Annotated in this window: 22 protein-coding genes; 12 read left to right on the forward strand and 10 right to left on the reverse strand. The window is 59.1% G+C overall.

The window, feature by feature from the left end; translation table 11 throughout:
- Positions 1-113: 113 nt before the first annotated feature.
- Both M5B43_RS23420 and M5B43_RS23425 read right to left on the reverse strand, forming a co-directional pair.
- Positions 114-1,595, reverse strand: a complete 1,482-nt coding sequence (locus tag M5B43_RS23420; protein WP_248752294.1) for a methyl-accepting chemotaxis protein — start codon at positions 1,593-1,595, stop codon at positions 114-116.
- 109 nt (positions 1,596-1,704) lie between these two features.
- On the reverse strand, positions 1,705-2,511 hold the full coding sequence (locus M5B43_RS23425; protein ID WP_248752295.1) for a TatD family hydrolase: 807 nt from the start codon (positions 2,509-2,511) through the stop codon (positions 1,705-1,707).
- Positions 2,512-2,747: 236 nt separating this feature from the next.
- Here M5B43_RS23425 and M5B43_RS23430 point away from each other — a divergent pair, with 236 nt between their 5' ends.
- The 3 genes from M5B43_RS23430 to M5B43_RS23440 all read left to right on the forward strand — a co-directional run bounded on the left by M5B43_RS23430 (position 2,748) and on the right by M5B43_RS23440 (position 5,291).
- Positions 2,748-4,169, forward strand: coding sequence for a transglycosylase SLT domain-containing protein (locus tag M5B43_RS23430; protein WP_248752296.1), 1,422 nt, complete (start codon positions 2,748-2,750; stop codon positions 4,167-4,169).
- Positions 4,170-4,272: 103 nt separating this feature from the next.
- Positions 4,273-4,710 (forward strand): DoxX family protein, encoded by a 438-nt coding sequence (locus M5B43_RS23435; RefSeq protein WP_248752297.1) that lies wholly within the window; start codon positions 4,273-4,275, stop codon positions 4,708-4,710.
- Positions 4,711-4,982: 272 nt separating this feature from the next.
- Positions 4,983-5,291 carry a hypothetical protein gene (locus M5B43_RS23440; protein WP_016975361.1) on the forward strand — a complete coding sequence of 103 codons (309 nt, stop codon included), beginning with the start codon at positions 4,983-4,985 and terminating at the stop codon, positions 5,289-5,291.
- Between the two features lie 4 nt (positions 5,292-5,295).
- Here the strand turns inward: M5B43_RS23440 and M5B43_RS23445 are convergent, their stop codons facing one another.
- Genes M5B43_RS23445 through M5B43_RS23455 form a run of 3 tightly spaced genes read right to left on the reverse strand, consistent with a single transcriptional unit; the run spans position 5,296 to position 8,705 of the window.
- Positions 5,296-7,041, reverse strand: a complete 1,746-nt coding sequence (locus M5B43_RS23445) for a Gldg family protein (protein ID WP_248752298.1) — start codon at positions 7,039-7,041, stop codon at positions 5,296-5,298.
- Between the two features lie 15 nt (positions 7,042-7,056).
- Complete coding sequence (locus M5B43_RS23450) at positions 7,057-7,782, reverse strand: ABC transporter permease (protein WP_248752299.1); 726 nt, start codon at positions 7,780-7,782, stop codon at positions 7,057-7,059.
- Complete coding sequence (locus tag M5B43_RS23455) at positions 7,779-8,705, reverse strand: ABC transporter ATP-binding protein (RefSeq protein WP_248752300.1); 927 nt, start codon at positions 8,703-8,705, stop codon at positions 7,779-7,781. The genes M5B43_RS23450 and M5B43_RS23455 overlap by 4 nt, the downstream gene beginning before the upstream one ends.
- A 249-nt stretch (positions 8,706-8,954) precedes the next feature.
- On the opposite strand from M5B43_RS23455, the gene M5B43_RS23460 reads away from it, so the two are divergent.
- The gene (locus M5B43_RS23460; protein ID WP_248752301.1) at positions 8,955-9,950 is read left to right on the forward strand and encodes a hypothetical protein; all 996 of its coding nucleotides are present in this window, start codon (positions 8,955-8,957) and stop codon (positions 9,948-9,950) included.
- Positions 9,951-10,075: 125 nt separating this feature from the next.
- On the forward strand, positions 10,076-10,555 hold the full coding sequence (gene greB / locus M5B43_RS23465) for a transcription elongation factor GreB (RefSeq protein ID WP_248752302.1): 480 nt from the start codon (positions 10,076-10,078) through the stop codon (positions 10,553-10,555).
- A gap of 33 nt (positions 10,556-10,588) precedes the next feature.
- Here greB and M5B43_RS23470 read toward each other — a convergent pair whose 3' ends face one another.
- On the reverse strand, positions 10,589-13,099 hold the full coding sequence (locus tag M5B43_RS23470; RefSeq protein WP_248752303.1) for an ABC transporter permease: 2,511 nt from the start codon (positions 13,097-13,099) through the stop codon (positions 10,589-10,591).
- Complete coding sequence (locus M5B43_RS23475) at positions 13,099-13,782, reverse strand: ABC transporter ATP-binding protein (RefSeq protein WP_248752304.1); 684 nt, start codon at positions 13,780-13,782, stop codon at positions 13,099-13,101. The genes M5B43_RS23470 and M5B43_RS23475 overlap by 1 nt, the downstream gene beginning before the upstream one ends.
- 10 nt (positions 13,783-13,792) lie before the next feature.
- On the opposite strand from M5B43_RS23475, the gene M5B43_RS23480 reads away from it, so the two are divergent.
- The 3 genes from M5B43_RS23480 to M5B43_RS23490 all read left to right on the forward strand — a co-directional run bounded on the left by M5B43_RS23480 (position 13,793) and on the right by M5B43_RS23490 (position 15,798).
- The gene (locus M5B43_RS23480; RefSeq protein ID WP_248752305.1) at positions 13,793-14,398 is read left to right on the forward strand and encodes an arylesterase; all 606 of its coding nucleotides are present in this window, start codon (positions 13,793-13,795) and stop codon (positions 14,396-14,398) included.
- A gap of 58 nt (positions 14,399-14,456) precedes the next feature.
- Positions 14,457-14,750, forward strand: coding sequence for a hypothetical protein (locus tag M5B43_RS23485; protein WP_016972348.1), 294 nt, complete (start codon positions 14,457-14,459; stop codon positions 14,748-14,750).
- 82 nt (positions 14,751-14,832) lie between these two features.
- Positions 14,833-15,798, forward strand: a complete 966-nt coding sequence (locus M5B43_RS23490) for a L,D-transpeptidase family protein (RefSeq protein ID WP_248752306.1) — start codon at positions 14,833-14,835, stop codon at positions 15,796-15,798.
- A 136-nt stretch (positions 15,799-15,934) separates the two neighbouring features.
- On the opposite strand, the gene oprI is transcribed toward M5B43_RS23490, so the two are convergent.
- Positions 15,935-16,186 carry an outer membrane lipoprotei OprI gene (oprI, locus tag M5B43_RS23495; RefSeq protein ID WP_003172710.1) on the reverse strand — a complete coding sequence of 84 codons (252 nt, stop codon included), beginning with the start codon at positions 16,184-16,186 and terminating at the stop codon, positions 15,935-15,937.
- Between the two features lie 612 nt (positions 16,187-16,798).
- On the opposite strand from oprI, the gene M5B43_RS23500 reads away from it, so the two are divergent.
- On the forward strand, positions 16,799-17,080 hold the full coding sequence (locus M5B43_RS23500) for a GNAT family N-acetyltransferase (protein WP_003189869.1): 282 nt from the start codon (positions 16,799-16,801) through the stop codon (positions 17,078-17,080).
- A 59-nt stretch (positions 17,081-17,139) separates the two neighbouring features.
- On the opposite strand, the gene M5B43_RS23505 is transcribed toward M5B43_RS23500, so the two are convergent.
- Positions 17,140-18,216, reverse strand: coding sequence for a 3-deoxy-7-phosphoheptulonate synthase (locus M5B43_RS23505; RefSeq protein WP_053130701.1), 1,077 nt, complete (start codon positions 18,214-18,216; stop codon positions 17,140-17,142).
- 131 nt (positions 18,217-18,347) lie between these two features.
- The gene (locus tag M5B43_RS23510; protein ID WP_248752307.1) at positions 18,348-18,782 is read right to left on the reverse strand and encodes a PilZ domain-containing protein; all 435 of its coding nucleotides are present in this window, start codon (positions 18,780-18,782) and stop codon (positions 18,348-18,350) included.
- Here M5B43_RS23510 and M5B43_RS23515 point away from each other — a divergent pair.
- From M5B43_RS23515 to M5B43_RS23525, 3 genes are read left to right on the forward strand one after another with little or no spacing between them, the layout of a single operon-like run.
- Positions 18,781-19,167: a thioredoxin gene (locus M5B43_RS23515; RefSeq protein WP_248752308.1), complete on the forward strand. Its 387-nt coding sequence runs from the start codon at positions 18,781-18,783 to the stop codon at positions 19,165-19,167. The genes M5B43_RS23510 and M5B43_RS23515 overlap by 2 nt on opposite strands.
- Positions 19,164-20,126 carry a putative 2-dehydropantoate 2-reductase gene (locus M5B43_RS23520; RefSeq protein ID WP_248752309.1) on the forward strand — a complete coding sequence of 321 codons (963 nt, stop codon included), beginning with the start codon at positions 19,164-19,166 and terminating at the stop codon, positions 20,124-20,126. Before M5B43_RS23515 ends, M5B43_RS23520 begins: the two co-directional genes overlap by 4 nt.
- Positions 20,127-20,139: 13 nt before the next feature.
- Positions 20,140-21,057, forward strand: a complete 918-nt coding sequence (locus tag M5B43_RS23525) for a 5'-nucleotidase (protein WP_248752310.1) — start codon at positions 20,140-20,142, stop codon at positions 21,055-21,057.
- The last annotated feature ends 25 nt before the right edge of the window (positions 21,058-21,082 follow it).

Raw genomic sequence — 21,082 nt, forward strand, 5'->3', positions numbered from 1 at the left:
GGTTGGCAGGTAAAAGAAGTCGGCGTTATCCGCCGGGAAACCTAGGAGGTTTCGTCAAAGCTTTGGCTAATTGGAGGGGCGATCGTAGGAGTCGGATTACAGGTTGAACAGCCCTACAGCTTCAACTGCCCAATCGCCTTGCTCAACTCCCCGGCCAAGGTCGCCAGTTCATTGCTGGTCGTTGCTGAAGCAACGGTTTGTTGCACGGTGTTTTCGGTCACATCGCGAATACTCACCACTGCGCGGTTCATCTCTTCGGCCACATGGCTTTGCTGCTCGGCGGCCACGGCGATCTGAGTGTTGCTCTCGCGCATCTGCGCCACCGCGCCGGTGATTTGCGCGAGTGCGGCGCCGGCCTCCTGGGCCTGTTGTACGCAGTCATCGGCCTTGAACGAGCTTTCCTGCATGAAGTCCACCGCGTCGCGCGTGCCGGCTTGCAGCGCCGAGACCATGCGGGTGATTTCGTCGGTGGAGCTTTGTACGCGTTTGGCCAGGTTGCGCACTTCATCGGCGACCACGGCAAAACCACGGCCCATTTCGCCTGCGCGTGCGGCTTCGATGGCCGCGTTGAGGGCGAGCAGGTTGGTCTGTTCGGCAATGCTGTGGATCACCCCGACCACGCCGTTGATCTTCTGGCTGTCTTCGGCCAGTTTCTGAATCATTTCGGCGGTCTGTTGCACGCCGCTGGAGAGCCCGGCGATGGAGCGTTGTACCCGGGTGACCACTTCCTGGCCGCTGCCGGCAAGGGTGTCGGCGGTCTGGGACAAGTCGCGGGTGGCACCGGCGTGTTGGGCAATATGGTAGACGGTGGCCGTCATCTCGTTGATGGCGGTGGCGGCCTGGTCGGTTTCGCTTTGCTGGCCGAGCATGCCGTGCTGCACCTCGTTCATGCTAGTGGCCAGGCGTGCAGCACCGTCATCCAGTTGCCGGGCAGTGTGTGCCACGGTGTTGACCACTCGCTGGTAGCCGGCTTGCATGGCATTGAAGGCGCTCGCCATCTGACCGACTTCGTCCTTGCAGGCCAGGGGCACGCGAGCTGACAGGTCGCCGGTTTTCTCCACGTGCAGCATCACGTCCTTGAGGGTGTTGAGCTGGCTGAGCAGGAAGCGGATCAACAGCTGTGAAGCACCCAGCATTGCCAGCATCAGGATTGCCACAGCCACCGCGTAGTGGGCGAAGTGTTCACTGAACACTTGGCTAAGGCTCGGCCCGTAAGCCAGTACGGCGATCTGTTGGCCGTCGGCGCGCGCGTTCACTTCGGCACCCATCAGTGGGTTTTCGCCGAACAACGGCATGTGATTGAGTTCGACCCAGCCGCTGGCGTTGCTCAGGGCTGACAGGTCCAGGTCTGCCAGTTGTGGGGCTTGGCCGCGGGCAAACGTCAGCCACTGCTCCCCCTTGGGCAATGCCTTGTCCGCCGGCCAAGCCCCGAGTAATTGTGCCTGGGCCTGCGCCGCGGCCTGGATGACATGGCTGCGCGCCTGCTGTTCGAGCTGCACGGCGTACAGCACCAGTAGCAGGGTGGTAATGAAAGCGACCGCGTTGACGGCCCAGAATTTGTACTTCAGCGAGATATTGCTAAGCCAGGCACCCATGTAAGGTTTTCTCTGATAGCGGAAACGGTATTGGCAAGGTGCCATTATTGTGCCGCTACTCAGAAAGGTGTTTTTGACATGGGTCAATGCGCCGCATCAACCACCTGAATCAACCTATTTGGGGCAAGCCGAAAAAAGCGCGGGCGCAGGCGGTGCTGTGTATAGCCAGGTCCTCGACGGTTTCATTGCGATGAAGGGCGACCTCGCGCAACACTTCGGTTAAGTAAGCAGGTTCATTGCGGCCGTTCTTCGGCTTGGGTCGCAGGGTGCGCGGTAGCAGGTAAGGGGCATCGCTTTCCAGCATCAGCCGGCCCCGGGGAATCTCCTTTACCAGTGAATGCAGATGCGTTCCACGACGTTCGTCGCAGATCCAACCGGTAATGCCAATGTGCAGGTCGAGATCGAGGTAGCTGAACAGCGCCTGCTGCTCGCCTGTGAAGCAGTGCACAACGGCAGCGGGCAGATGGTCGCGGTAGTCCTTGAGGATCTCCAGCAGGCGCTGGCTGGCGTCGCGTTCGTGGAGGAACACCGGCAGTTTCAGCTCGACGGCCAGGGCCAGGTGTTCTTCGAGGACTTTTTCCTGCTGTGGGCGAGGGGAAAAATCCCGGTTGAAGTCCAGCCCGCATTCGCCCACGGCGCGTACCCGGCTTTCCCCGAGCAGGCCACGTAAACGCTGGGTGCTGTCGCTGTTCCAGTCGCTGGCGGAGTGGGGGTGGATGCCGGCAGTACTGAACAGGCGCTGGCCGTCCTCATCCAGTTTTACGCACAGTTCCAGGGCCTGTTCGCTGCCCTCGATACTGGTGCCGGTGAGCACCAATTGTTCCACGCCGGCGGCGTAGGCGCGCTCGAGAACGGCCTGGTGCCTCTCGTCGAAACTGGGGTTAGTCAGGTTGACGCCGATATCAATGAGTTGCATGGTGCTATCTCCGCCTGCGGTCGGAAAGCATATCAGAGCTGTAGATTTATAAGAAAAACCAAGAACTACAACGCGTTATAGCTGTCTTTGAACGTCGCAAGCGACATTGTGGTGGGCCCGTTGCCTTTCACCATGGCGCCGTTGCGCGCTTTGCCAGCGCTTAAAGCGCTCTGTTTCTGACCTCCAGCACTTCGTTTTTCGCGAAGGCGCTGGCCAGTATTCTTTCCGGAGAGCGGATGATCCGACCCTCGGCGTTGCTAATGTTATGCCTGACGTTACTGCTGCCCATGGCGGCGGTGGCGCGTCTGGACGGGCCGCTGGAAGTCACCAAGCCCGGCAAGGTGCGTGACCTCGCGCAAATTCGTTCCAGTCGCACCCTGCGTGTGCTGGTCAACCAGAGCCGTAACAGTTCCGGTGAGGTGCAGGGCCAGGCCATTGGTGTCGAGTACCATCGGTTGCGTGCTTTTGAGCAGTATCTCAACGGCCATGCCCGTGATGGCGAAGAAATCACCCTCAAGATCATTCCCAAGGCCAAGGACCAGTTGCTGGGCGCGCTGGCGCGTGGCGAAGGTGACGTGGTGGCCCCCGGCGAACTGCTGGATATGAAGGGCGCGCACAAGATCAGTACCAGCGATCCGATTGCCAGTGATGTGCCGCTGTGGCTGGTGGGCGTCAAGGGCGAGCGGCGGTTTACCAAGCTTGAGCAACTCTCCGGGCGCACCTTGGCACTGACGACAGGCAGTGCCGCAGCGGATGCGATCAACCAGGTCAACCAGAAGCTGGCCCTGCACAAGCAACCCCCGGTCAAGGTCGAGTGGGTTGACCCGACACTGGCCGTGGAAGATGTACTGGAGATGGTCCAGGCGGAGATTTTTCACCTGACGATCGTTGAAAAACCTATCGCCGAGCGTTGGTCGAAGGTCCTGCCCAAGTTGCGTTTTGACAAGCAGGTGGCAATCAGCGAGCCGGGTGATGAATACTGGTTCGTACGCCAGGATGCCTCGATGCTGCGGGCCAGCATTGACCGTTTCCTCAAGACCTACCGAACGCCCTCCGACCAGGATGTGGCGTTCCAGCGTATCTATCGACGCCTCTACCAAGTGCGCAACCCGCTGGCTCGCGCCGACCGCCAGCGTTTGGAAAAACTGCGCCCGGTCCTGCAAAAACATGCGCGTGAGCAAGGCATGGACTGGTTGAACCTGGCTGCATTGGCGTTCAAGGAGTCAGCCCTGGACCCGGGTGCACGCAACAGTGGCGGGCCTACTGGCCTGATGCAGATCACACCGTCGGCGGCGCAGCGTGTGGGTGTCAACAATATCGAGAACCTCGACAGTAACGTACAAGCGGGCGCACGTTACTTGGCGATGATCCGTCGCAAGTTTTTCGCCAGCCCCAAGCTCAATGAGCGCGAACGCATGGCCTTTGTGCTGGCGGCGTACAACATGGGGCCGGAGCGGGTTCAGGGTATGCGCACCGAGGCCAGGCGCAGGGGGCTCAATCCCAACCAGTGGTTCTTCCAGGTTGAGCGCATTGCCATGGAGCAGGTGGGGATGGGCGGCGTCAGCTATGTTAATAGCGTCAACAAGTATTACCTGGCATTCGAGCGGGAACGAGGATCCCTGGAACCGTCAGCGGCGAAAATTGCCTCACGGAAATAATCGATTTAATTGATGTGTATAAGGCATATTTTCGGCTTTTATCATTATCTAATCTGATTAATATAGCGGCCAAGTCACCCCTACTTTGAAAAGGATTAACCTCATGAGCCCACTGATCTCTCGCATCCTGTCCACCCGCGCCGGCTACGGCCTGACTGTTCTGCGTATCTTCGTCGGTATCATTTTCGCTGCTCACGGTTCGCAAAAGCTCTTCGGCTGGTTCGGCGGCGGCGGTCTGGCGGGCACTGCGCAGTGGATGGAAAGCATCGGCCTGGCGCCGGGTACCTTGATGGCCGTGTTGTCGGGCGGTACGGAGTTCTTCGCTGGCCTGGCCCTGATCATCGGTTTGCTGGCGCGTCCTGCGGCATTGGGGCTGACCTTCCTGTCGTTGGTAGCCATCTTCTCGGTGCACATCCATAACGGCCTGTTCATGGCCAACAACGGTTATGAGTTCGCATTGGCCTTGCTGGGCGGTGCGCTGGCAGTCTTGTTCGAAGGCGCCGGCAAACTGTCTGCCGACCGTGTGATTAGCACCCGCTGATCCCTGCGCAACCCCTGACGCTCGCCCCTGAAAAGACCCGCCATGAGCGGGTCTTTTCGTTGCTCGGTTTTCTTGACACGCCCCCATCGGCTTCTCTAGGATGCTGCTCATGCGCCGATTTAAACAGCTAATTGCGGGGCGCCACCGGGACTCAATGCAGCCCGACAGAAGTACGTTCTCTCATGCAGAGGACACTTCGAAATACCGCTAAAGCGCTGGTTCGGTGTTGCCTCTCACCTGCCCGCAGACTTTTGAGGCAGAGACACGACACGATGAATGCACTACGCCCTCTCATACGCCTGGCCCCGATTACTGCGGACCTGACTCAACGCAATCCAAAAATCCTCCTGGGTGGCAAGCACCAGCCGACGCTATTGCGTTACCTGGATGGCTGGCCACGTCGTACCGGCCGGCCGTCGGCATTCCTGATCCAGTTTGTTGAAGACGGCGATTCCCTTGCCCGTTTTGCCAGCAACAGTTTCGACCTCGCGGTGATCCAGGCACCCAGCGCCGGCGATGCCGATGAGGTGATTCGCCAGCTGACGCGGATTGCCCGGCAAGGGCTGATAGCACGCCGCTGAGCGGTCAGTGGTAGATGCCTACCGTGGGCGATCGACGCCGGCGCTGGTATAGACACAGTACCCAGGCAATCAAGCACAGCAGCAGCGGCACTGTTGCGATCATCAACAGTTTCAGGTTTCGTTCGAAGCGCAGCAGCGGGGCGTACGCTTGGGTCTTGAGCGCCTGCAACTCCATGGGAAGACGCAGGCGTTCCTTGTTGAGTGCTTGCAACTGGGTATTGGTATCCACCGCCTGGGTGCCGAGGCTTGCCAGCTGTGGGGTCAGCTGTTGCCATGCCTGTTCTGTGCGCTCAAGTCGCCGCTCCAGCTCACCGGCTCTTTCCTGATAAGCCTTTTCGGCGGCCTCGCGCATGGCGTCGAGCACGTGCAGGCGGGTGGGGTTCAAGGCACGCGGGCGAATGCTCCTGAGCGTCTCGGCCGCTGACAGGTTATCCAATGTGTTCAATACAAACTGTGCGTTGCTGTTGGGGCCGGTGTTGTTGATGGCATCCGAGAGCAAGTCAGTATCGGCTATGACCACCACCTCGATCTGTTCGGCCTTTTGCAAACCGGGCGGCTTCCCCTTGAGGCCGTCTGGAAATGCCGAATAGGCAGGCCCTTGTAGACGGGCGGCGATGACATGGTGTTGCCCTGAGTTGGACGTTTCATCGACGAGCGAGTCGAACGCCGTTGCCGACGCAAAACGCTCTGTGTCCAGCAGCGCTGACTGTCGGGAACTCTGTAGTAGTGGAGTGAACAGCGTACGGCTTTTGAGGGGTTGGGAGAGTGCACCGCTACTCGAGACGGTCACGTTGTTCAGGTTCCAGGTACTGATATCGTCCGTGCTCATTGCCTGTCGTGGCAGCTCTAGTCTCGCCGGGTGCAGAACCGTGGGCATTTCAGGGCCAAGGGGGCTCGACGAGGCATAAAGATTATCGACCAGTAGCTTGTCCGTCGACATGTGTATGCCCCATGCGCCAAGCACCCTATCCAGGATGGCGTCTGTCGAGGCGAGGTTCGCACTCATCTCACTGACGGGGTCGATAAAGATCATCAGCTTGGAGCCTTTCAATACAGCCTGTTCAATGGCGTACAGCGTCTGCTCGGGCAGGCCGCGAGGCTGCACGACCATCAGCGTGCCTATCGATGGGGGCACCTGAGCAATGTTCAATGCCAGGCTCACCAGGTTGAAATGCTCGCGTATCTGCGTCAACAGTTGTGAGGCAGGCTCATCCAGCGGCAGCCCAGATAGAAGGCCGACAGTGGGGCGCTCGGGGTGCATTAACGAGTAGATCAGATGGCTGATTTCATACTCAAGCAATGGCTCGTTGTCGGGGCTGAACCTTTCGATGCGTTGTGTGCCATGGCCGGCGCGCGTGCCGATGAGGCCAAGGAATCCTTGGCTGTCATCGAGCCCGAACAAGCTGGCTTTGTACGCATCTTCGGAAAATGGAGTGGGGTCAATAATGTGCAGGTTGATCATGCCTTCGGCCGCTCTTTCGAACGCCTTGAGCACGTCATCCACGCGTTGGCCGTAGCGTCTCAATGTCCGGCTCTTTTGAGGGGCATTGATCGAGTTGAAGTAATACAGGTCCACAGGGTTTTCGAGGGTTGCAAGCCATTGCTGCGTCGGTGGCGATAACGTGTGGATTTTTTCTTGTGAAAAGTCCCAGTGGATATCGGGCAGTTTTTTCACCCAGACCAGATTGAATGCCAGAAACAGTAATGATATGACAATCAGTGTCATACCTGTACGAAGAGCGGATCGCATCAGCAGCTTTCCTTCTCAGCTGTTTTTATAGTTGAGCGTAACGGTCGTCGCAGAAAGAAAAGCGATGATCATGCTGATGAAGTAGAGGCTGTCATGAAGCGTCAGTTTACCGTTGTCCATCATGCTGAAACGTGAAATAGGGTCAAGGGAGGTCAAACTGTCGATAATCCAGATGGGGGTCTGATGTTCAAGTGCGTCCAATACTGAAATAAGCCCACTGACCGTCAGCAGCAAGCCCAGTGTCAATAGGAAAATGACAATACGTTGGCGTGCAATTGCACATATAAAACTTCCGACAGACAGGTAGCTTCCCGCCAGTAACCAACTGGCGAGTAGCTGTGAAGTGATAATGATGTTGTCGGTTGTACCCAGATAGTTGGCGGCGATCACGATGGGGAAATTCAAGACTAAGGCAACAGCACATACCACCCACGCCGCCATGAACTTTCCGATGATCCATTCCATCGAGGTGACGGGCAAGGATTTCATCGTTTCGGAAAAGCTGCTGCTATTTTCATCGGCCCACAATTGCGTTGCCAATGTGGGTATCAGCAGCAGATAAAGCCAGGAGTGCAGCTCGAAGAAAGCTTGCAAGCCACTGTTGTTTTGCTCCATCCAGTGGTGGGTGTACAACCCCTGCGCAGCACACAGCAGCAGGAAAACCGCCACGCTCAGGTAGGTTCCGGGTGCAGAGGCATAACTGGCGAGTTGGCGTTTGAAAATGATGGGCAACAGCCTCACGGGGATACCTCCAGGCTCAGATGGTGAACGACATCGTTCAGGCGACCTGGCTCCAGGTTCAGTGACGTTATGCTCCATCCGCGTTGGGTGATGAGCGCGTTGATCGAGGGGAGGATAGAGTGCCCAGGCATAGCCAGAACCGTTACGGTGCCCGGCGCGTGATGGTCTTCTTCGATGCCTGCAACGCCGGGTAATACGGCAAGTGCCAGCAAGTCCAGCGGCGTGTCTGCGGCCACTGTCACGGCCTGGAAATGGCGAGAGCTGCGCTGCAACTCAGGCAGCGAAGCATCGGCTATCAGGTGACCGCCTGCGATGATCGCGGCACGGGTGCAGATGTCAGCCAACGGGTGGTAATGGCGGGAGGCTATGATGACTGTCATTTCCTCGGTCAAGGACTGGATAAGTGCCTTGAACTTGAGCCGTTGCTCCGGCGCGAGCCCCTCTACGGGTTCGTCCAGCAGCAGCAGGGAGGGGGAATGCAGGATGGCTTGGGCCATCGAAACTCGGCGTTTGAGCCCAAGGGAGAGCGCGTTGACGGGGCAATTGAGTACGGGTAGCAGGTCCAGGCGCGAGGCCGTCATCCCCACTTGACTGCGCTTTTCGGCGCCACGGAATCCTCGAAGATCGGCAACAAAGTTGAGGATGCCTTTGACGGACATCGTGGGGTGGTTGAGGCCGTCTTGGAGTTGGTAACCCATGGCTTTTCTGGCTTGAATTGAATGGGTCTGGGTATTGAAACCTTGGATGTTGATTTGTCCGGAGGTCGGCTTTATCGAGCCGGCAATCAAATTCAGTATTGTTGTCTTGCCTGCGCCACTCTCGCCAAATAGGCCCACGCACTCCTGGGGTCTGGCGCTGAATGAAAAGTTGGTAATTATATTTTTTCTGCCCAGTTTTTTTGTCAAGTTGCTTATCTCGATCATGTGTTTACCGAATAAGGTTGGCTGGGCGTCGGCGTTGGCGAAGGGGTATGCGTAAGCTTTAAAAAGGGTACGTTCAATACTTGCGTTTGGGAACGTTGAGTTCGACTAATAAGAAAAATCCTACGTTTTACTCGATAACTCACTGAAACAATTGTTTTGTTTTAGAGGCTCGTTAGTGTTCGGATGTTTATCTGATGTTTATCTGATGTTTATATAGAGTTTTCTATTTTATTATGAGGCCTGATTACCATGATGCTTCTACGTACCCTTGTTCTTGAACGCAGCGGTGCGGATGCGCCCGTCAACGGTGCACTGCTCTGTGGGTTTGCTGTCGATCAAACGGGCTCCAATTTTCTGGTGTATAGCCTGGATGAAGAGACTGAGCCTGGTCACTCCAGGGTCTATATCGCCGTACTGCGTAAAAAGCTCGAACGGTACTTCCTGGCAGGCGTTGACTCGAAAGAGGATCTGCAAGCCGCGATGCAAGTCTTCAAGCAAATCCTCGTGGCCGCCGCGTCAGGCACCAAGGCAAGCGCAGGTGCCGATCCCCAGGTTCCCTTTCATTTCATTGATTTGAAGGGCTGCAGGTTGCCGCCTGCCAGGCCCGAGGATCATCACTCGCTCATCATCAAGAAAGCATTGGTCATGAAGGTGATTACCTTGGGCATGTCGGCCCCCACGTTGCCCCCCATCGAAAGCAATGCGGTGATCGTGCCGTCCATTCGTTTTTCATCGCAAATGGTTACGCCGCCCCGAAGCTCGAGCTCATCGAAGGCGGCTCCGGCGCTGCTGGATGACGGCGCCGTTGATGAGCCGCCTAAGCCTTTGGCAGAGCCGCCAGAAGTCATGGCTGAGGCCCGCATGGCTCCTGCGCTGCTTGAGCAAAGCGAGGCCTCGCCAGCCAGACTGCCTGCCCGAACGGAGCATGCATCGTTGCTTGAGATGGATAGCACGTTGACCAATCTTGCCAAGGTCGCCCAAGAGTTGGCGCAAAAAAAATCTGCGCTCCTCGAGCAGGAAGCAATGCTTGAGCAGTGGCAGGTTCGATTGCAGCATCAGCAAAGTCAGGTGGAGGAAAGGAGCCATGAACTGGAGCAGCGTCATGCGCAACTACAGCGTCAGGAGTCGGAAGTCAGGCAAAGGACAGAACGACTGGCGACGATGAGGTCTCAGCTGTCGGGCATGCGGCAACACCTGCAGGGTGCCCTCCTGGAGTTGGATCAAGTTCTGGATGGCCAGGAGTAAGCCGATGGGCTCGCCGGCCTGGCTACTTTCCAGGGTTCATTTATCATCAGTCCCAGCCAGCCGACGCCAGGGCATGATCCCGTGGCGTATCGGCACCATTGGACATTGCCTGGGGATGCAAGCGTTTGAGTACCAAGCTGATTACCAAAGAAGGTCATGAAGCGCTGAAAAAAGAGCTGGATTACCTATGGCGTGAAAAACGACCGGACACAACTCGCAAAGTGACGTGGGCTGCCTCCCTGGGAGATCGCAGCGAAAACGCGGATTACCAGTACAACAAGAAGCTGCTGCGTGAGATTGACCGGCGGGTACGCTACTTGCGCAAACGCCTGGAAGACATGCGCGTGGTCGAATACATGCCCGAGCAGGAGGGCAAGGTGTTTTTTGGCGCATGGGTGGATATCGAAAACGAGCAGGGTGAGACCAAGCGCTTTCGTATCGTGGGGTATGACGAGATCTACGACCGCATGGATTACATTTCGATCGACTCACCCATGGCGCGCGCGCTGCTGCGCAAGGAGGTGGATGATGAGGCAATCGTGCAGACGCCCAGCGGTGAAGTGTGTTGGTGGATCACGGCGATCGAATATGTGAAGTCGTCATGATGGCCCGCTTGTAGTGCGCGAGCCATCAACGTTTCAACCCTCGCGCAATACAGTCAGCGGGCTGGCATTCAATGCGCGGCGCGTCCCGAATACCCCGGCGCCGCCGATCAGTACCGCCCCGATCACAGGCAGCAGCAACAGCCAAGGGTGGGGATGCCAGGCCAGATCAAAGGCATAGCGATACAGCACCCAGGTCACCAGTTCTGTGCCCAGTGCCGCGAGCAAGCCGCTGACTGCGCCCAGCAGGCCGAATTCGATGCGCCGAGCCTTGACCAGCAACGCGCGCTCGGCACCCAACGCCCGCAGCAGCGCACCTTGGCGGATTCGCTCATCCAGGGTGGCCTGCAGGCCGGAGAACAACACCGCCATTCCCGCCGCCAGTACAAACAGAAGTACGTATTCGACCGCCAGGGTTACTTGGGCAAGGATGCTGCGCAGTTGCTCCAGCAGGGCTTCGACCTGCAGGATGGTAACGGCCGGGAAGGCCCGCGACAGGTCGACGATCTGCTGGTCATGCCCGGGCGCCAGGTAGAAGCTGGTCAGGTAGGTCGCCGGCAGATCCTTCAAGGTACCTGGCTGGAAAATCATGAAGAAGTTGGGCTGGAAGTTATCCCAGTTGATGGTCCGAAGGCTGGTCACCCGTGCTTCGCGATTTTCCCCGCCTACCGTGAACACCAGGTGATCGTTGAGCTTGAGCTTCAGGCTTTCAGCCACCTTGGCTTCTACCGATACGCCAGGAATGTCATCGCCGGGTTGCGCTGACCACCAGGTGCCAGCGGTCAGGACGTTACCCGGTGGCAAGTCGGCAGCCCAGGTCAGGCTCAAGTCACGTTGCACGGCGCGGTCGCCGCTGGAGTCCTTGCTGACAATGGCCTGCACGGGGTCGCCATTGATGCTGATCAATCGCCCCGGCACCACCGGATAGAGCGGCGCCGATTGCGCCTGTACGTCCAGCAGTCGGGCACTGAAGGTGTCTTTGTCGGCCGGCAGGATGTTCAGCGCGAAGTAGTTGGGTGCGTCCTTGGGTAACTGGTTTTGCCAGGTATCCAGCAGCTCGCCACGCAGTAGGGCGATCAACCCCATGGACAGCAGGATCAAGCCGAACGCCAGGGATTGGCCTGCCGCGGCCAGTGGGTGGCGCAGCAATTGGCCCAGGCCCAGGCGCCAAGGCAGGGAGGCGCGTGCCAGTAACCGTCGCAGGCTTTGCAGTAACAGCAAAAGCATGCCGCCGAGGATCAACGCCGCCACCACGCCGCCGCCCAGCAAGGCGAAGGTCAATACCAGATCGAGGCTCAGGCGCCACATGATCAGGCCCAAGGCAAAGAGCGCTGCGCCGTAGACCATCCACGTGCTCGAGGGGATAGGCAACAGGTCGCGACGCAGTACCCGCAGCGGTGGTACTCGGCCCAGTGCGGCCAAGGGGGGAAGGGCGAAGCCGGCAAGAGCGACCAGCCCGGTACCGATGCCCGCGACGGCGGGTAGCAACCCGCCGGGTGGCACATCCGCTGGCAGCAGGTCGTGCAGGAAGTAGAACAGGCCAAACTGCGCCAACCAGCCGAGCAAGGCACCGGTCAGGCTTGCCAGCAAGCCCAGCACACCCAGTTGCAGGCTGAACAGCAGCATGGCTTCGCGTCGCGACAAGCCCAGGCAACGTAGCAACGCGCTGGCATCGAAGCGTCGACTGGCAAAGCGGTTGGCCGACAGCGCCACGGCTACGCCGGCCAGGAGCACCGCCACCAGGCTGGCCATGTTCAGGTAGCGCTCGGCCTTGCCCAGGGCGCCGCCGATCTGCTGGTTGCCATCGCGCGAGTCCTGGAGGCGCTGGTTGGCGGCGAGGCCCGGCTTGACCAGGGCGCGATAGGTTTGCAGCGCCGTGCTGCCTTGTGGCGCGCGCCACAGCTCGCGGTAACTCACGCGGCTGCCAGGCTGGACCACGCCGGTGGCGTCCAGGTCGGCCAGGTTGATCATTACCCTGGGCGTGAGGCTATAGAAGTTGCCGGCGCGGTCGGGCTCATACGTCAGCAGGCGCGCCAGGCGCAGCGTTTTCATGCCGACATCGATGCTGTCGCCGACTTTCAGGTCCAACGCCGTCAGCAGTCGCGCTTCCACCCAGGCTTCGCCAGGTTTGGGGCCGCCTCCTGGGGTTTCAGTGCCGAAGGGCTCGGCGCTGCTTTTCAGCTCGCCGCGCAAAGGGTACTGCTCATTGACGGCCTTGATGCTGGACAGCTGGATACCCTTATCCGTGGCGATGACGCTGGAGAACTCCACGATACGTGCGTGATCCAGGCCCAGCTCGGTCCCGGACTTGATTTGCTCGGCGCGGGCCGGTGAGCTGCCTTCGAGTACCAGGTCGGCGCCGAGGAACTCGGTGGCGCGCAACATCATCGCGCCATTGAGGCGAGCCCCGAAGTAACCGATGGCGGTGCTGGCGGCCACGGCCACCAGCAGGGCAAAGAACAACACGCGCAGTTCACCTGCGCGGGCATCGCGCAGTAATTGGCGCATGGCAAGGCTGAACAGGCGCAACAGCGGCAGGCGTGCCATCAAGGCTCCAGGGGCTCGACCATCAGGCCGGCTTCAAGGCGGATCAGGCGCCGGCAACGGTGGGCCAGGCGCTCGTCGTGCGTGACCAGTACCAGGGTCGTGCCGCTCTCTTTATTGAGTTCGAACAACAGGTCGCTGATGCGCTCGCCGGTATGGCTGTCGAGGTTGCCGGTGGGTTCATCGGCAAACAGCACGTCCGGTTCGGCGGCAAACGCGCGGGCAATGGCCACCCGTTGCTGCTCGCCACCGGAAAGCTGGCGTGGCGAGTGGGTCAGGCGCTGGCCCAGGCCGACGCGCTCCAGCAGGTATCTGGCGCGCTCGCGGGCGTCTTTGCGGCCGTCCAGCTCCAGCGGCAGCATGACGTTTTCCAAGGCGTTGAGGCTGTCGAGCAGTTGGAAGGATTGGAAGACGAAGCCTACGTGTTCGGCTCGGATGCGTGCGCGCTGGTCTTCGTCGAGGGGGCTCAGGGCTTGCCCGGCCAGGGTGACTTCGCCGCTGCTGGGCAGGTCGAGGCCCGCCAGCAGGCCCAGAAGGGTGGATTTGCCGGAGCCGGAGCTGCCGACGATAGCCAGGCTATCGCCCTTGTTCAGTTCCAGGCTCAGTTCGTGCAGGATAGTCAGTTCACCTTCCGCGCTGGGAACCACTTTGCTTAGGTTTCGCGCGGTGAGAATGCTTGCGCCCATGGAGAATCCGATGCGAATGTGGTTTTTGAGTGCTGGCCTGGCCTTGATGTGCATGGCCCAGAACGCAGCGGCGGGTACAGTCCTGATCGTTGGCGATAGTATCAGTGCCGGTTTCGGCCTGGATACCAGCAAAGGGTGGGTCGCGCTGCTGGAACAACGGCTCAAGCAAGAAGGTTTTGACGACAAAGTGGTCAATGCTTCCATCAGTGGCGATACCAGTGCCGGAGGTCTCGCGCGGCTACCCACGGCGCTTGCAGAGCATAAGCCTGGGGTCGTGATCATCGAGTTGGGAGGCAATGATGGCTTGCGTGGGCAGCCGCCCGCGCAATTGAAACAAAATCTTGCGTCGATGATCGACCAGTCCAAGGCCGGTGGTGCCAAGGTGCTGTTGTTGGGCATGCAATTGCCACCTAATTACGGCCCGAAATACACCACGGCGTTTGCCGAGGTCTACGGTGCTTTGGCCAAGGAAAAAAGTGTCCCGCTGGTACCGTTTTTCCTTGAGGGCGTGGGGGGGCATCCCGAGCTGATGCAGGCCGATCAGCTTCACCCGGCGGTCGGCGCCCAAGGCAAGTTGCTGGAAAATGTCTGGCCAACGTTAAAACCGTTGTTATGACGCTTTTCTACCGACAGGCTTTCGGCTAAGGTGGCGCCCCCCCGATCTGGAGCCCTCGATGTCGCGCCCTGCCTGGTCCCTGTTTAACTACCAACTGATCGAGCCAGACGAGCAGCTGGATCTGTTCGCCTGCCAGGAAGTCCGGGTGCATTTGGTGGCGCGTCAATTGGAGTTGGGGGGCTCGATCGACCGCACCCTCTGCGGTACTTTGCTGCCGGCGCAACCCCGCTGGTCGTCAGTGGATCGCTCAATCTTCCAGGACCAGCGGCTGTGCCCGTTGTGCCGGGCGATTCTCGAGTCGCAAAAGCGCGGCACGCCGCCGATCTGGCCGGAGCTGCGTTTCGAGCTGTAGTCGAGCCCGCTTGATGCTAGACGCGGGCTTCACGTATACAATCAGTTTTTCCCTACCTGTCGTTCTGCGAAGGATTTTCCGGATGTTGTCGCGCCTTTCCGTCGTCACCTGCTGCCTGTCTCTCGCTGCACTTTGTGCGGCCGGTTCGGCGGCAGCCTTGCAGTTGCCCCTGCCGCCGCCAGGCGAGGACATTGTCGGTCAGGTCCAGGTGATCAAGGCCAAATACGAAGACACCTTTGCCGACCTGGGTACCACCTATGACCTGGGCTATTCGGAAATGGTCGCGGCCAACCCTGGCGTCGATGCCTGGTTACCGGGCGCGGGTACCGAGATTGTGTTGCCGACACGCTTTATCCTGCCGCCCGGGCCACGGGAAGGCATCGTGATCAATTTGGCGGAGTACCGGCTCTACTACTATCCCAAGGGCCAGAATGTGGTCTATACCTTCCCGCTGGGAATTGGTCGCGAGGGCTGGGGCTCGCCGATTGCCCACACCAGTATCGTCGCCAAGACGCCAAACCCGACCTGGACGCCTCCGGCGTCGATCAAGGCCGAACACGCCGCCAACGGTGATCCGCTGCCTAACGTGGTGCCTGCCGGGCCGGATAACCCTCTGGGACCGTTCAAGTTCACCTTGGGCACGCCGGGTTATTTGATCCACGGCTCCAACATGAAATTTGGTATCGGCACGCGTACAAGCCACGGTTGTTTCCGCATGTTCAATAACAACGTGCTGGAAATGGCGGGCATGGTGCCGGTCGGTACGTCGGTGCGCATCATCAACGATGCCTACAAGTTCGGCAGCAGTGGTGGCAAGGTCTACCTGGAAGCGCATACACCGTTGAATGATGATGGCACGCCGTCGGTGGTCGACAAGCACACCGCGGTGATCAACGCCTTGCTCAAGCGTGAAGACTTGGCCAATAACCTGCGGGTGAACTGGGACCAGGTGCGTGACGTCGTTGCCGCCGAAGATGGTTTGCCCACTGAAATTGGCGTACCTGGCGCAGCGCCCGTCGCCAGTGTTCCGGTTGACCTGCAGCAATAAGCGCCTGTTCGACCAGAAGCCCGCCACGGCCTTGCGCTGCGGCGGGCTTTTATTGCCTGGGGTTCAAGGCTGAATCCCGCGCAATAAAAAAGCCGACCCAAGAATGGATCGGCTTGATAACAACCCCGAAGGATTATTACTTGCGGCTTGCTTTTTCAAGCATGCGCAGAGCGCGCTCGTTAGCTTCGTCAGCAGTCTGTTGTGCTTTTTGAGCAGCAGCCAGAGCTTCATCAGCTTTACGGTAGGCTTCGTCTGCACGAGCCTGGGAGCGAGCTGCTGCGTCTTCAGTTGCAGTCAGACGAGCTTCGGTTTCTTTGGAGACGCTGCTGCAACCGGTAGCCAGAACTGCGGCCAGAGCCAGAGCAGAGAATTTCAGAACGTTGTTCATCGTGTTCCCCTTCAAGGACTTTCTATTAAATGGCTACTTACCCAGAGTGAGCTGATAGCCGGCGTACATACTACCCATTACTTGTAGTAAGTAAACTGACGTAGCGCAAGAAGCAAAAAAAATTCTTGTGCTGAATCTATTTTGGCTAATCTTTTGGAGAATTGTATAAAAACCAGCCAGTTTTTTTCACCTCGATGGGTATTGGATCCAGGCTGAAAGGGCCAGCCCGCATGTGTTAAGCCTTGTAAATAGATGAAAAAGTATATATCGAGGCTGACACTTTCGTTCAGGTTGCCTTTACCACGGCAGGCATCTTTTGCTCATCTAGAGGTGACTTTAAGAGCGGCGGTTCGTCTCAAGATTCAACTGCCGGCAATGTTCAGGCTATCGGTCACCGGTTGATCGAGGCCCTTTCTATATCCACCAGCGGCAGGGGATGATGAGTGCGCCTTGAGCAATCGCAGGATTGGTGCCTACTATTCCCTACGTGCTGGGTGTGAGCGCTCAAGGTTTTCTCGTTGTCGAAACCGGCACGGGGTGGCGTAGATGTTCCTTCGCCGGAAAAACATCGGTAAGGTAGGGGTCGAAATCCAAGACCCGCGAGGAGTAGTGATGAGCGAGGCGTTGTCCATCCACCATGACCAGGCTGGTCATCAGTTCGAGACCAATGTGGACGGTCATCGTGCCTATCTGACCTATATGGACCTCGGGAAGCAGACCCTGGATATCTATCGCACGTTCGTGCCCAACGCGCTGCGGGGCCGTGGCATTGCGGCTGCGTTGACCGAGGAAGCGCTGAAGTTCGCTGAAGAGGCCGGCTACACGGTGATCCCGTCATGCTCCTATGTCGAACGCTACATGGAGCGCCATCAGCGTCATGCGGCAAAGCTGTAAACCCTACATTGCACCATAAAAAAACGCCGGGCTTAGCCCGGCGTTCTTGTGTCTGCGGCTCAGGTACGCTTGCGTTTGGGCAATACGTCCTTGAGCTTGGCATGCATGCTGCGCAAGGTATTTTCGGTAGCAGACCAGTCGATGCACGCATCGGTGATCGACACGCCGTACTGCAAGTCGGCCAAGTCCTTTGGAATCGCCTGGCAGCCCCAGTTCAAATGGCTCTCGACCATCAAACCGATGATCGACTGGTTGCCTTCGAGGATCTGGTTGGCGACGTTTTCCATCACCAACGGCTGCAAGGCCGGATCTTTGTTGGAGTTGGCGTGGCTGCAGTCGACCATGATGTTCGGCTTGATCTTGGCCTTGTTCAGCGCCTGTTCGCAGAGTGCGACGCTGACTGAATCATAGTTGGGCTTGCCATTGCCGCCGCGCAGCACCACGTGACCGTAGGCGTTGCCCTTGGTGGTGACGATGGAGACGCCGCCTTCCTGGTTGATGCCCAGGAAGCGGTGAGGGCTGGAGACCGATTGCAGCGCGTTGATCGCCACGGTCAGGCCGCCGTCGGTGCCGTTCTTGAAGCCTACGGCCGAAGACAGGCCGGACGCCATTTCGCGGTGGGTCTGGGATTCGGTGGTGCGCGCGCCGATAGCCGACCAGCTGATCAGGTCCTGCAGGTACTGAGGGGAGATCGGGTCAAGGGCTTCGGTGGCGGTGGGCAAGCCCATTTCAGCCAGGTCCAGCAGCAGTTTGCGACCGATGTGCAGGCCATCCTGGATCTTGAACGAGTCGTCCAGGTACGGGTCGTTGATCAAGCCTTTCCAACCGACGGTGGTGCGCGGTTTCTCGAAGTAAACGCGCATCACCAGGTACAAGGTGTCGGACACTTCAGCCGCCAGTACCTTGAGGCGCTCGGCGTATTCGTGGGCGGCCTTGAGGTCGTGGATCGAGCACGGGCCGATCACCACGAAGAGGCGGTGGTCGGTGCCGTCGAGAATGTCACGGATGACTTCGCGGCCCTTGGTGACGGTCTGCAGGGCAGCGTCGCTCAGAGGGATTTCGCGCTTGAGCTGATCAGGTGTGATCAGGGTCTCGTTGGATTCGACGTTAAGGTCATTGATCGGTAAATCAGCCATCGTGTTACTCGTCAGGGTCACGGGTGCCGGCCGCCAGCCATCCCCGTGCGGCGGAGCACAGCATGATTTGAATGCAGGGGGGAGGAACCTTAGCGCGTAACACGGGCCCGCGACAATGGGCAAAGCCCGCTTTAATCCAGTGCTGACTGCACAACGGCCTCATGGGAGAACTCGCCCGCATGGCGGGAGACCCACTCGCGGGCCATGGCTTCGAGTTGCTGGGGCGTTGGCTCGGCGTCTTCATGCAGGCGGCAGTAGCGTTCCATCTGGCACACTTGTTCGCCCATTCGCGCACCGAACAAGGCGTGTTCATCGGTAAAAGAGATGCCGATGCGATAGCCATTTTCAACTCTGTGGCACCAGGCCACATAGCCCGGATAACGGGCGCTGGTACCCAGGGACGGGATACGCAGATCAACCGCCGTGCCCTGGCGCCAGGCGCGCGGCCAATTGCAGGCGACGCCACCCAGGCCGATAGTGTGCAGGCGTTGGCGTGGGAGAGCAGGAGAGGGGCGTGGGATTAACTCGACAGCGACATCATCAGGGTGAGGTAAAAAACGACCCATGTACACGGACTCCGAGCACCGTCCAATTGACGGCAGTGGCAGCAGTATAGTGAAGGAACTGGAATTGACCGACCTGGATATTGACCAGCAATTGCTGGGATTGCCAGGTATTTCGCTGGTTGTGTTTACCAGTGTCGGGTGTTCGAGTTGCCGCTGGGCACGCCAGCAATTGCCGCGCTGGCATTTGCCGGTGGACCGCGTGTGCTGGGTAGACGCCGGGCATAACGGCGGCGCGGTCGAGCGCTACCAGATCTTTCATTTGCCCGCGTTGTTCCTCGTATGCGAGGGTCAATTCCTTGGGCAATTACAGGCACGCCTTACCGTGCCCGACCTGGTCGAATGCGTAAACCAGGCGCTCACCCGTACACCAGAGGATTTGCCATGACAGCAGTTGCCCCCCAGCCACCCCGTATTGGCATTATCGGCACCGGTGCCATCGGTGGTTTCTATGGATTGATGCTGGCGCGTGCCGGTTTCGATGTACATTTCCTGTTGCGCAGCGAATACGCAGCGGTCAGCGAGCACGGCCTGCGCCTTAACAGCACGGTGCATGGTCAACTGCACCTGCATCCTGTACAGGCTTATGCCCGCGCCGCCGACATGCCGCCGTGCGACTGGTTGTTGGTGAGTACCAAATCTACAGGCAATGTGGACCTGGCGCCGACCATCGCCCAGGTTGCGGCGCCGGATGCCAAGGTGGTACTGCTGCAAAACGGCCTTGATGTGGAGGACAGCTTGCGTGAACACCTGCCGCCGTCGCTGCACCTGCTGGGTGGCCTGTGCTACATCGGCGTACACCGCTCTGCCCCGGGCGTTGTTGAGCATCAAGCGCTGGGCCGAGTCAATCTGGGGTATCACAGTGGGGCTGCCGCCAACGATGAAGCGCAACAGAAGGCGATTGTCGAAGCGGGCGCCGGGCTGTTTCACCAAGCCGGCATTGAGTCCCAGGCCATGGCCAACGTGCATCAGGCTCGCTGGCATAAACTGGTGTGGAACGTCCCGTACAACGGCCTCTCTGTCTTGCTGGGCACGGGCACCACGGCCATGATGGCGGATGAGTCCAGTCGTGAGCTGATCCAGGCGTTGATGGCCGAAGTGGTGCAGGGTGCGCATGCCTGCGGCCATGAAATCCCTGCCAGCTACGCCGAGCAGATGTTCGCCATGACCGAAACCATGGACGACTACCTGCCCAGCATGTACCACGACCACGTGCATAAGCGCCCGTTGGAACTGGCGGCTATTTACGCTCGGCCATTAGCCGCTGCCAAAGCGGCCGGTTGCCAATTACCGCGTATGCAGGCGCTGTACCAGGCATTAAGCTTTATTGATCGGCACAACCGCTGATTGGGGGAACACCATGGCGAAGGGATTGGGCGACAAGCTGGTGCTGGCGATTTCCTCACGGGCGCTGTTTGACCTGAGCGATAGCCACAAGGTCTACCTGGCCGAAGGTGTGGAGGCGTACCGCAAATACCAGATCGAACACGAGGAAGAAACCCTCGAGCCAGGCGACGCCTTCCCACTGGTCAAGAAGCTGTTGAGCCTCAACGCCAGCCTGGGCCGTGCCCGGGTGGAGGTTGTGCTGGTGTCGCGCAACAGTGCCGACACCGGCCTGAGGGTGTTCAACTCGATCCAGCATTACGGGCTGGATATTTCCCGCGCCGCTTTCGTAGGCGGGCGTAGTCCCTATCCGTATTTGGCCGCTTTTGGTTGCCATCTGTTTCTTTCGACCCATGCTGACGATGTGCGCAGCGCTCTCGACGCAGGTTTTGCTGCGGCGACGATTCTGTCGGGCGGCGCACGCCGCGCGTCGAGTGAGGAATTGCGGATCGCCTTCGACGGTGATGCCGTGCTGTTTTCCGACGAGTCGGAGCGCGTGTACCAGGCGGGTGGGTTGGAAGCCTTCCAGGCCAGTGAGCGTGAGTCGGCGCGTCAACCTTTGCACGGTGGTCCGTTCAAGGGTTTCCTGGCGGCCCTCAACCGGCTGCAGCGTGAGTTTGCGGACGAGGCGTGCCCGATTCGCACTGCGTTGGTCACTGCCCGCTCGGCGCCGTCCCATGAGCGGGTCATCCGTACGTTGCGCGAGTGGGATATCCGCCTGGATGAGTCATTGTTCCTGGGTGGCCTGGAAAAATCTGCGTTCCTGGAGGCGTTTGCCGCCGATGTGTTTTTCGATGACCAGGCCGGCCATTGTGAAAAAGCCAGGGAGGTGGTGGCCACCGGGCATGTGCCCCATGGCATCAGTAATGAGTTGAAAATCCAGACCGAGAGCTAACTGCTAAGCTGATTCAATCTCCGCC

This window comes from Pseudomonas sp. MWU15-20650, from assembly GCF_023242475.1.
Taxonomy (GTDB): Bacteria; Pseudomonadota; Gammaproteobacteria; order Pseudomonadales; family Pseudomonadaceae; genus Aquipseudomonas.

Excerpts from the sequence above, each read along its gene's own strand:
- M5B43_RS23475 (WP_248752304.1), bottom strand. The coding sequence starts at position 13,782 with ATGGGCGCAAGCATTCTCACCGCGCGAAACCTAAGCAAAGTGGTTCCC.
- M5B43_RS23500 (WP_003189869.1), top strand. The coding sequence starts at position 16,799 with ATGAGCGAGGCGTTGTCCATCCACCATGACCAGGCTGGTCATCAGTTC.
- M5B43_RS23480 (WP_248752305.1), top strand. The coding sequence starts at position 13,793 with ATGCGAATGTGGTTTTTGAGTGCTGGCCTGGCCTTGATGTGCATGGCC.
- M5B43_RS23430 (WP_248752296.1), top strand. The coding sequence starts at position 2,748 with ATGATCCGACCCTCGGCGTTGCTAATGTTATGCCTGACGTTACTGCTG.
- M5B43_RS23525 (WP_248752310.1), top strand. The coding sequence starts at position 20,140 with ATGGCGAAGGGATTGGGCGACAAGCTGGTGCTGGCGATTTCCTCACGG.
- M5B43_RS23505 (WP_053130701.1), bottom strand. The coding sequence starts at position 18,216 with ATGGCTGATTTACCGATCAATGACCTTAACGTCGAATCCAACGAGACC.
- M5B43_RS23420 (WP_248752294.1), bottom strand. The coding sequence starts at position 1,595 with ATGGGTGCCTGGCTTAGCAATATCTCGCTGAAGTACAAATTCTGGGCC.
- M5B43_RS23435 (WP_248752297.1), top strand. The coding sequence starts at position 4,273 with ATGAGCCCACTGATCTCTCGCATCCTGTCCACCCGCGCCGGCTACGGC.
- M5B43_RS23510 (WP_248752307.1), bottom strand. The coding sequence starts at position 18,782 with ATGGGTCGTTTTTTACCTCACCCTGATGATGTCGCTGTCGAGTTAATC.
- M5B43_RS23470 (WP_248752303.1), bottom strand. The coding sequence starts at position 13,099 with ATGGCACGCCTGCCGCTGTTGCGCCTGTTCAGCCTTGCCATGCGCCAA.
- M5B43_RS23515 (WP_248752308.1), top strand. The coding sequence starts at position 18,781 with ATGTACACGGACTCCGAGCACCGTCCAATTGACGGCAGTGGCAGCAGT.
- M5B43_RS23490 (WP_248752306.1), top strand. The coding sequence starts at position 14,833 with ATGTTGTCGCGCCTTTCCGTCGTCACCTGCTGCCTGTCTCTCGCTGCA.
- oprI (WP_003172710.1), bottom strand. The coding sequence starts at position 16,186 with ATGAACAACGTTCTGAAATTCTCTGCTCTGGCTCTGGCCGCAGTTCTG.
- M5B43_RS23520 (WP_248752309.1), top strand. The coding sequence starts at position 19,164 with ATGACAGCAGTTGCCCCCCAGCCACCCCGTATTGGCATTATCGGCACC.
- M5B43_RS23485 (WP_016972348.1), top strand. The coding sequence starts at position 14,457 with ATGTCGCGCCCTGCCTGGTCCCTGTTTAACTACCAACTGATCGAGCCA.
- M5B43_RS23445 (WP_248752298.1), bottom strand. The coding sequence starts at position 7,041 with ATGCGATCCGCTCTTCGTACAGGTATGACACTGATTGTCATATCATTA.
- M5B43_RS23440 (WP_016975361.1), top strand. The coding sequence starts at position 4,983 with ATGAATGCACTACGCCCTCTCATACGCCTGGCCCCGATTACTGCGGAC.
- M5B43_RS23455 (WP_248752300.1), bottom strand. The coding sequence starts at position 8,705 with ATGATCGAGATAAGCAACTTGACAAAAAAACTGGGCAGAAAAAATATA.
- M5B43_RS23460 (WP_248752301.1), top strand. The coding sequence starts at position 8,955 with ATGATGCTTCTACGTACCCTTGTTCTTGAACGCAGCGGTGCGGATGCG.
- M5B43_RS23425 (WP_248752295.1), bottom strand. The coding sequence starts at position 2,511 with ATGCAACTCATTGATATCGGCGTCAACCTGACTAACCCCAGTTTCGAC.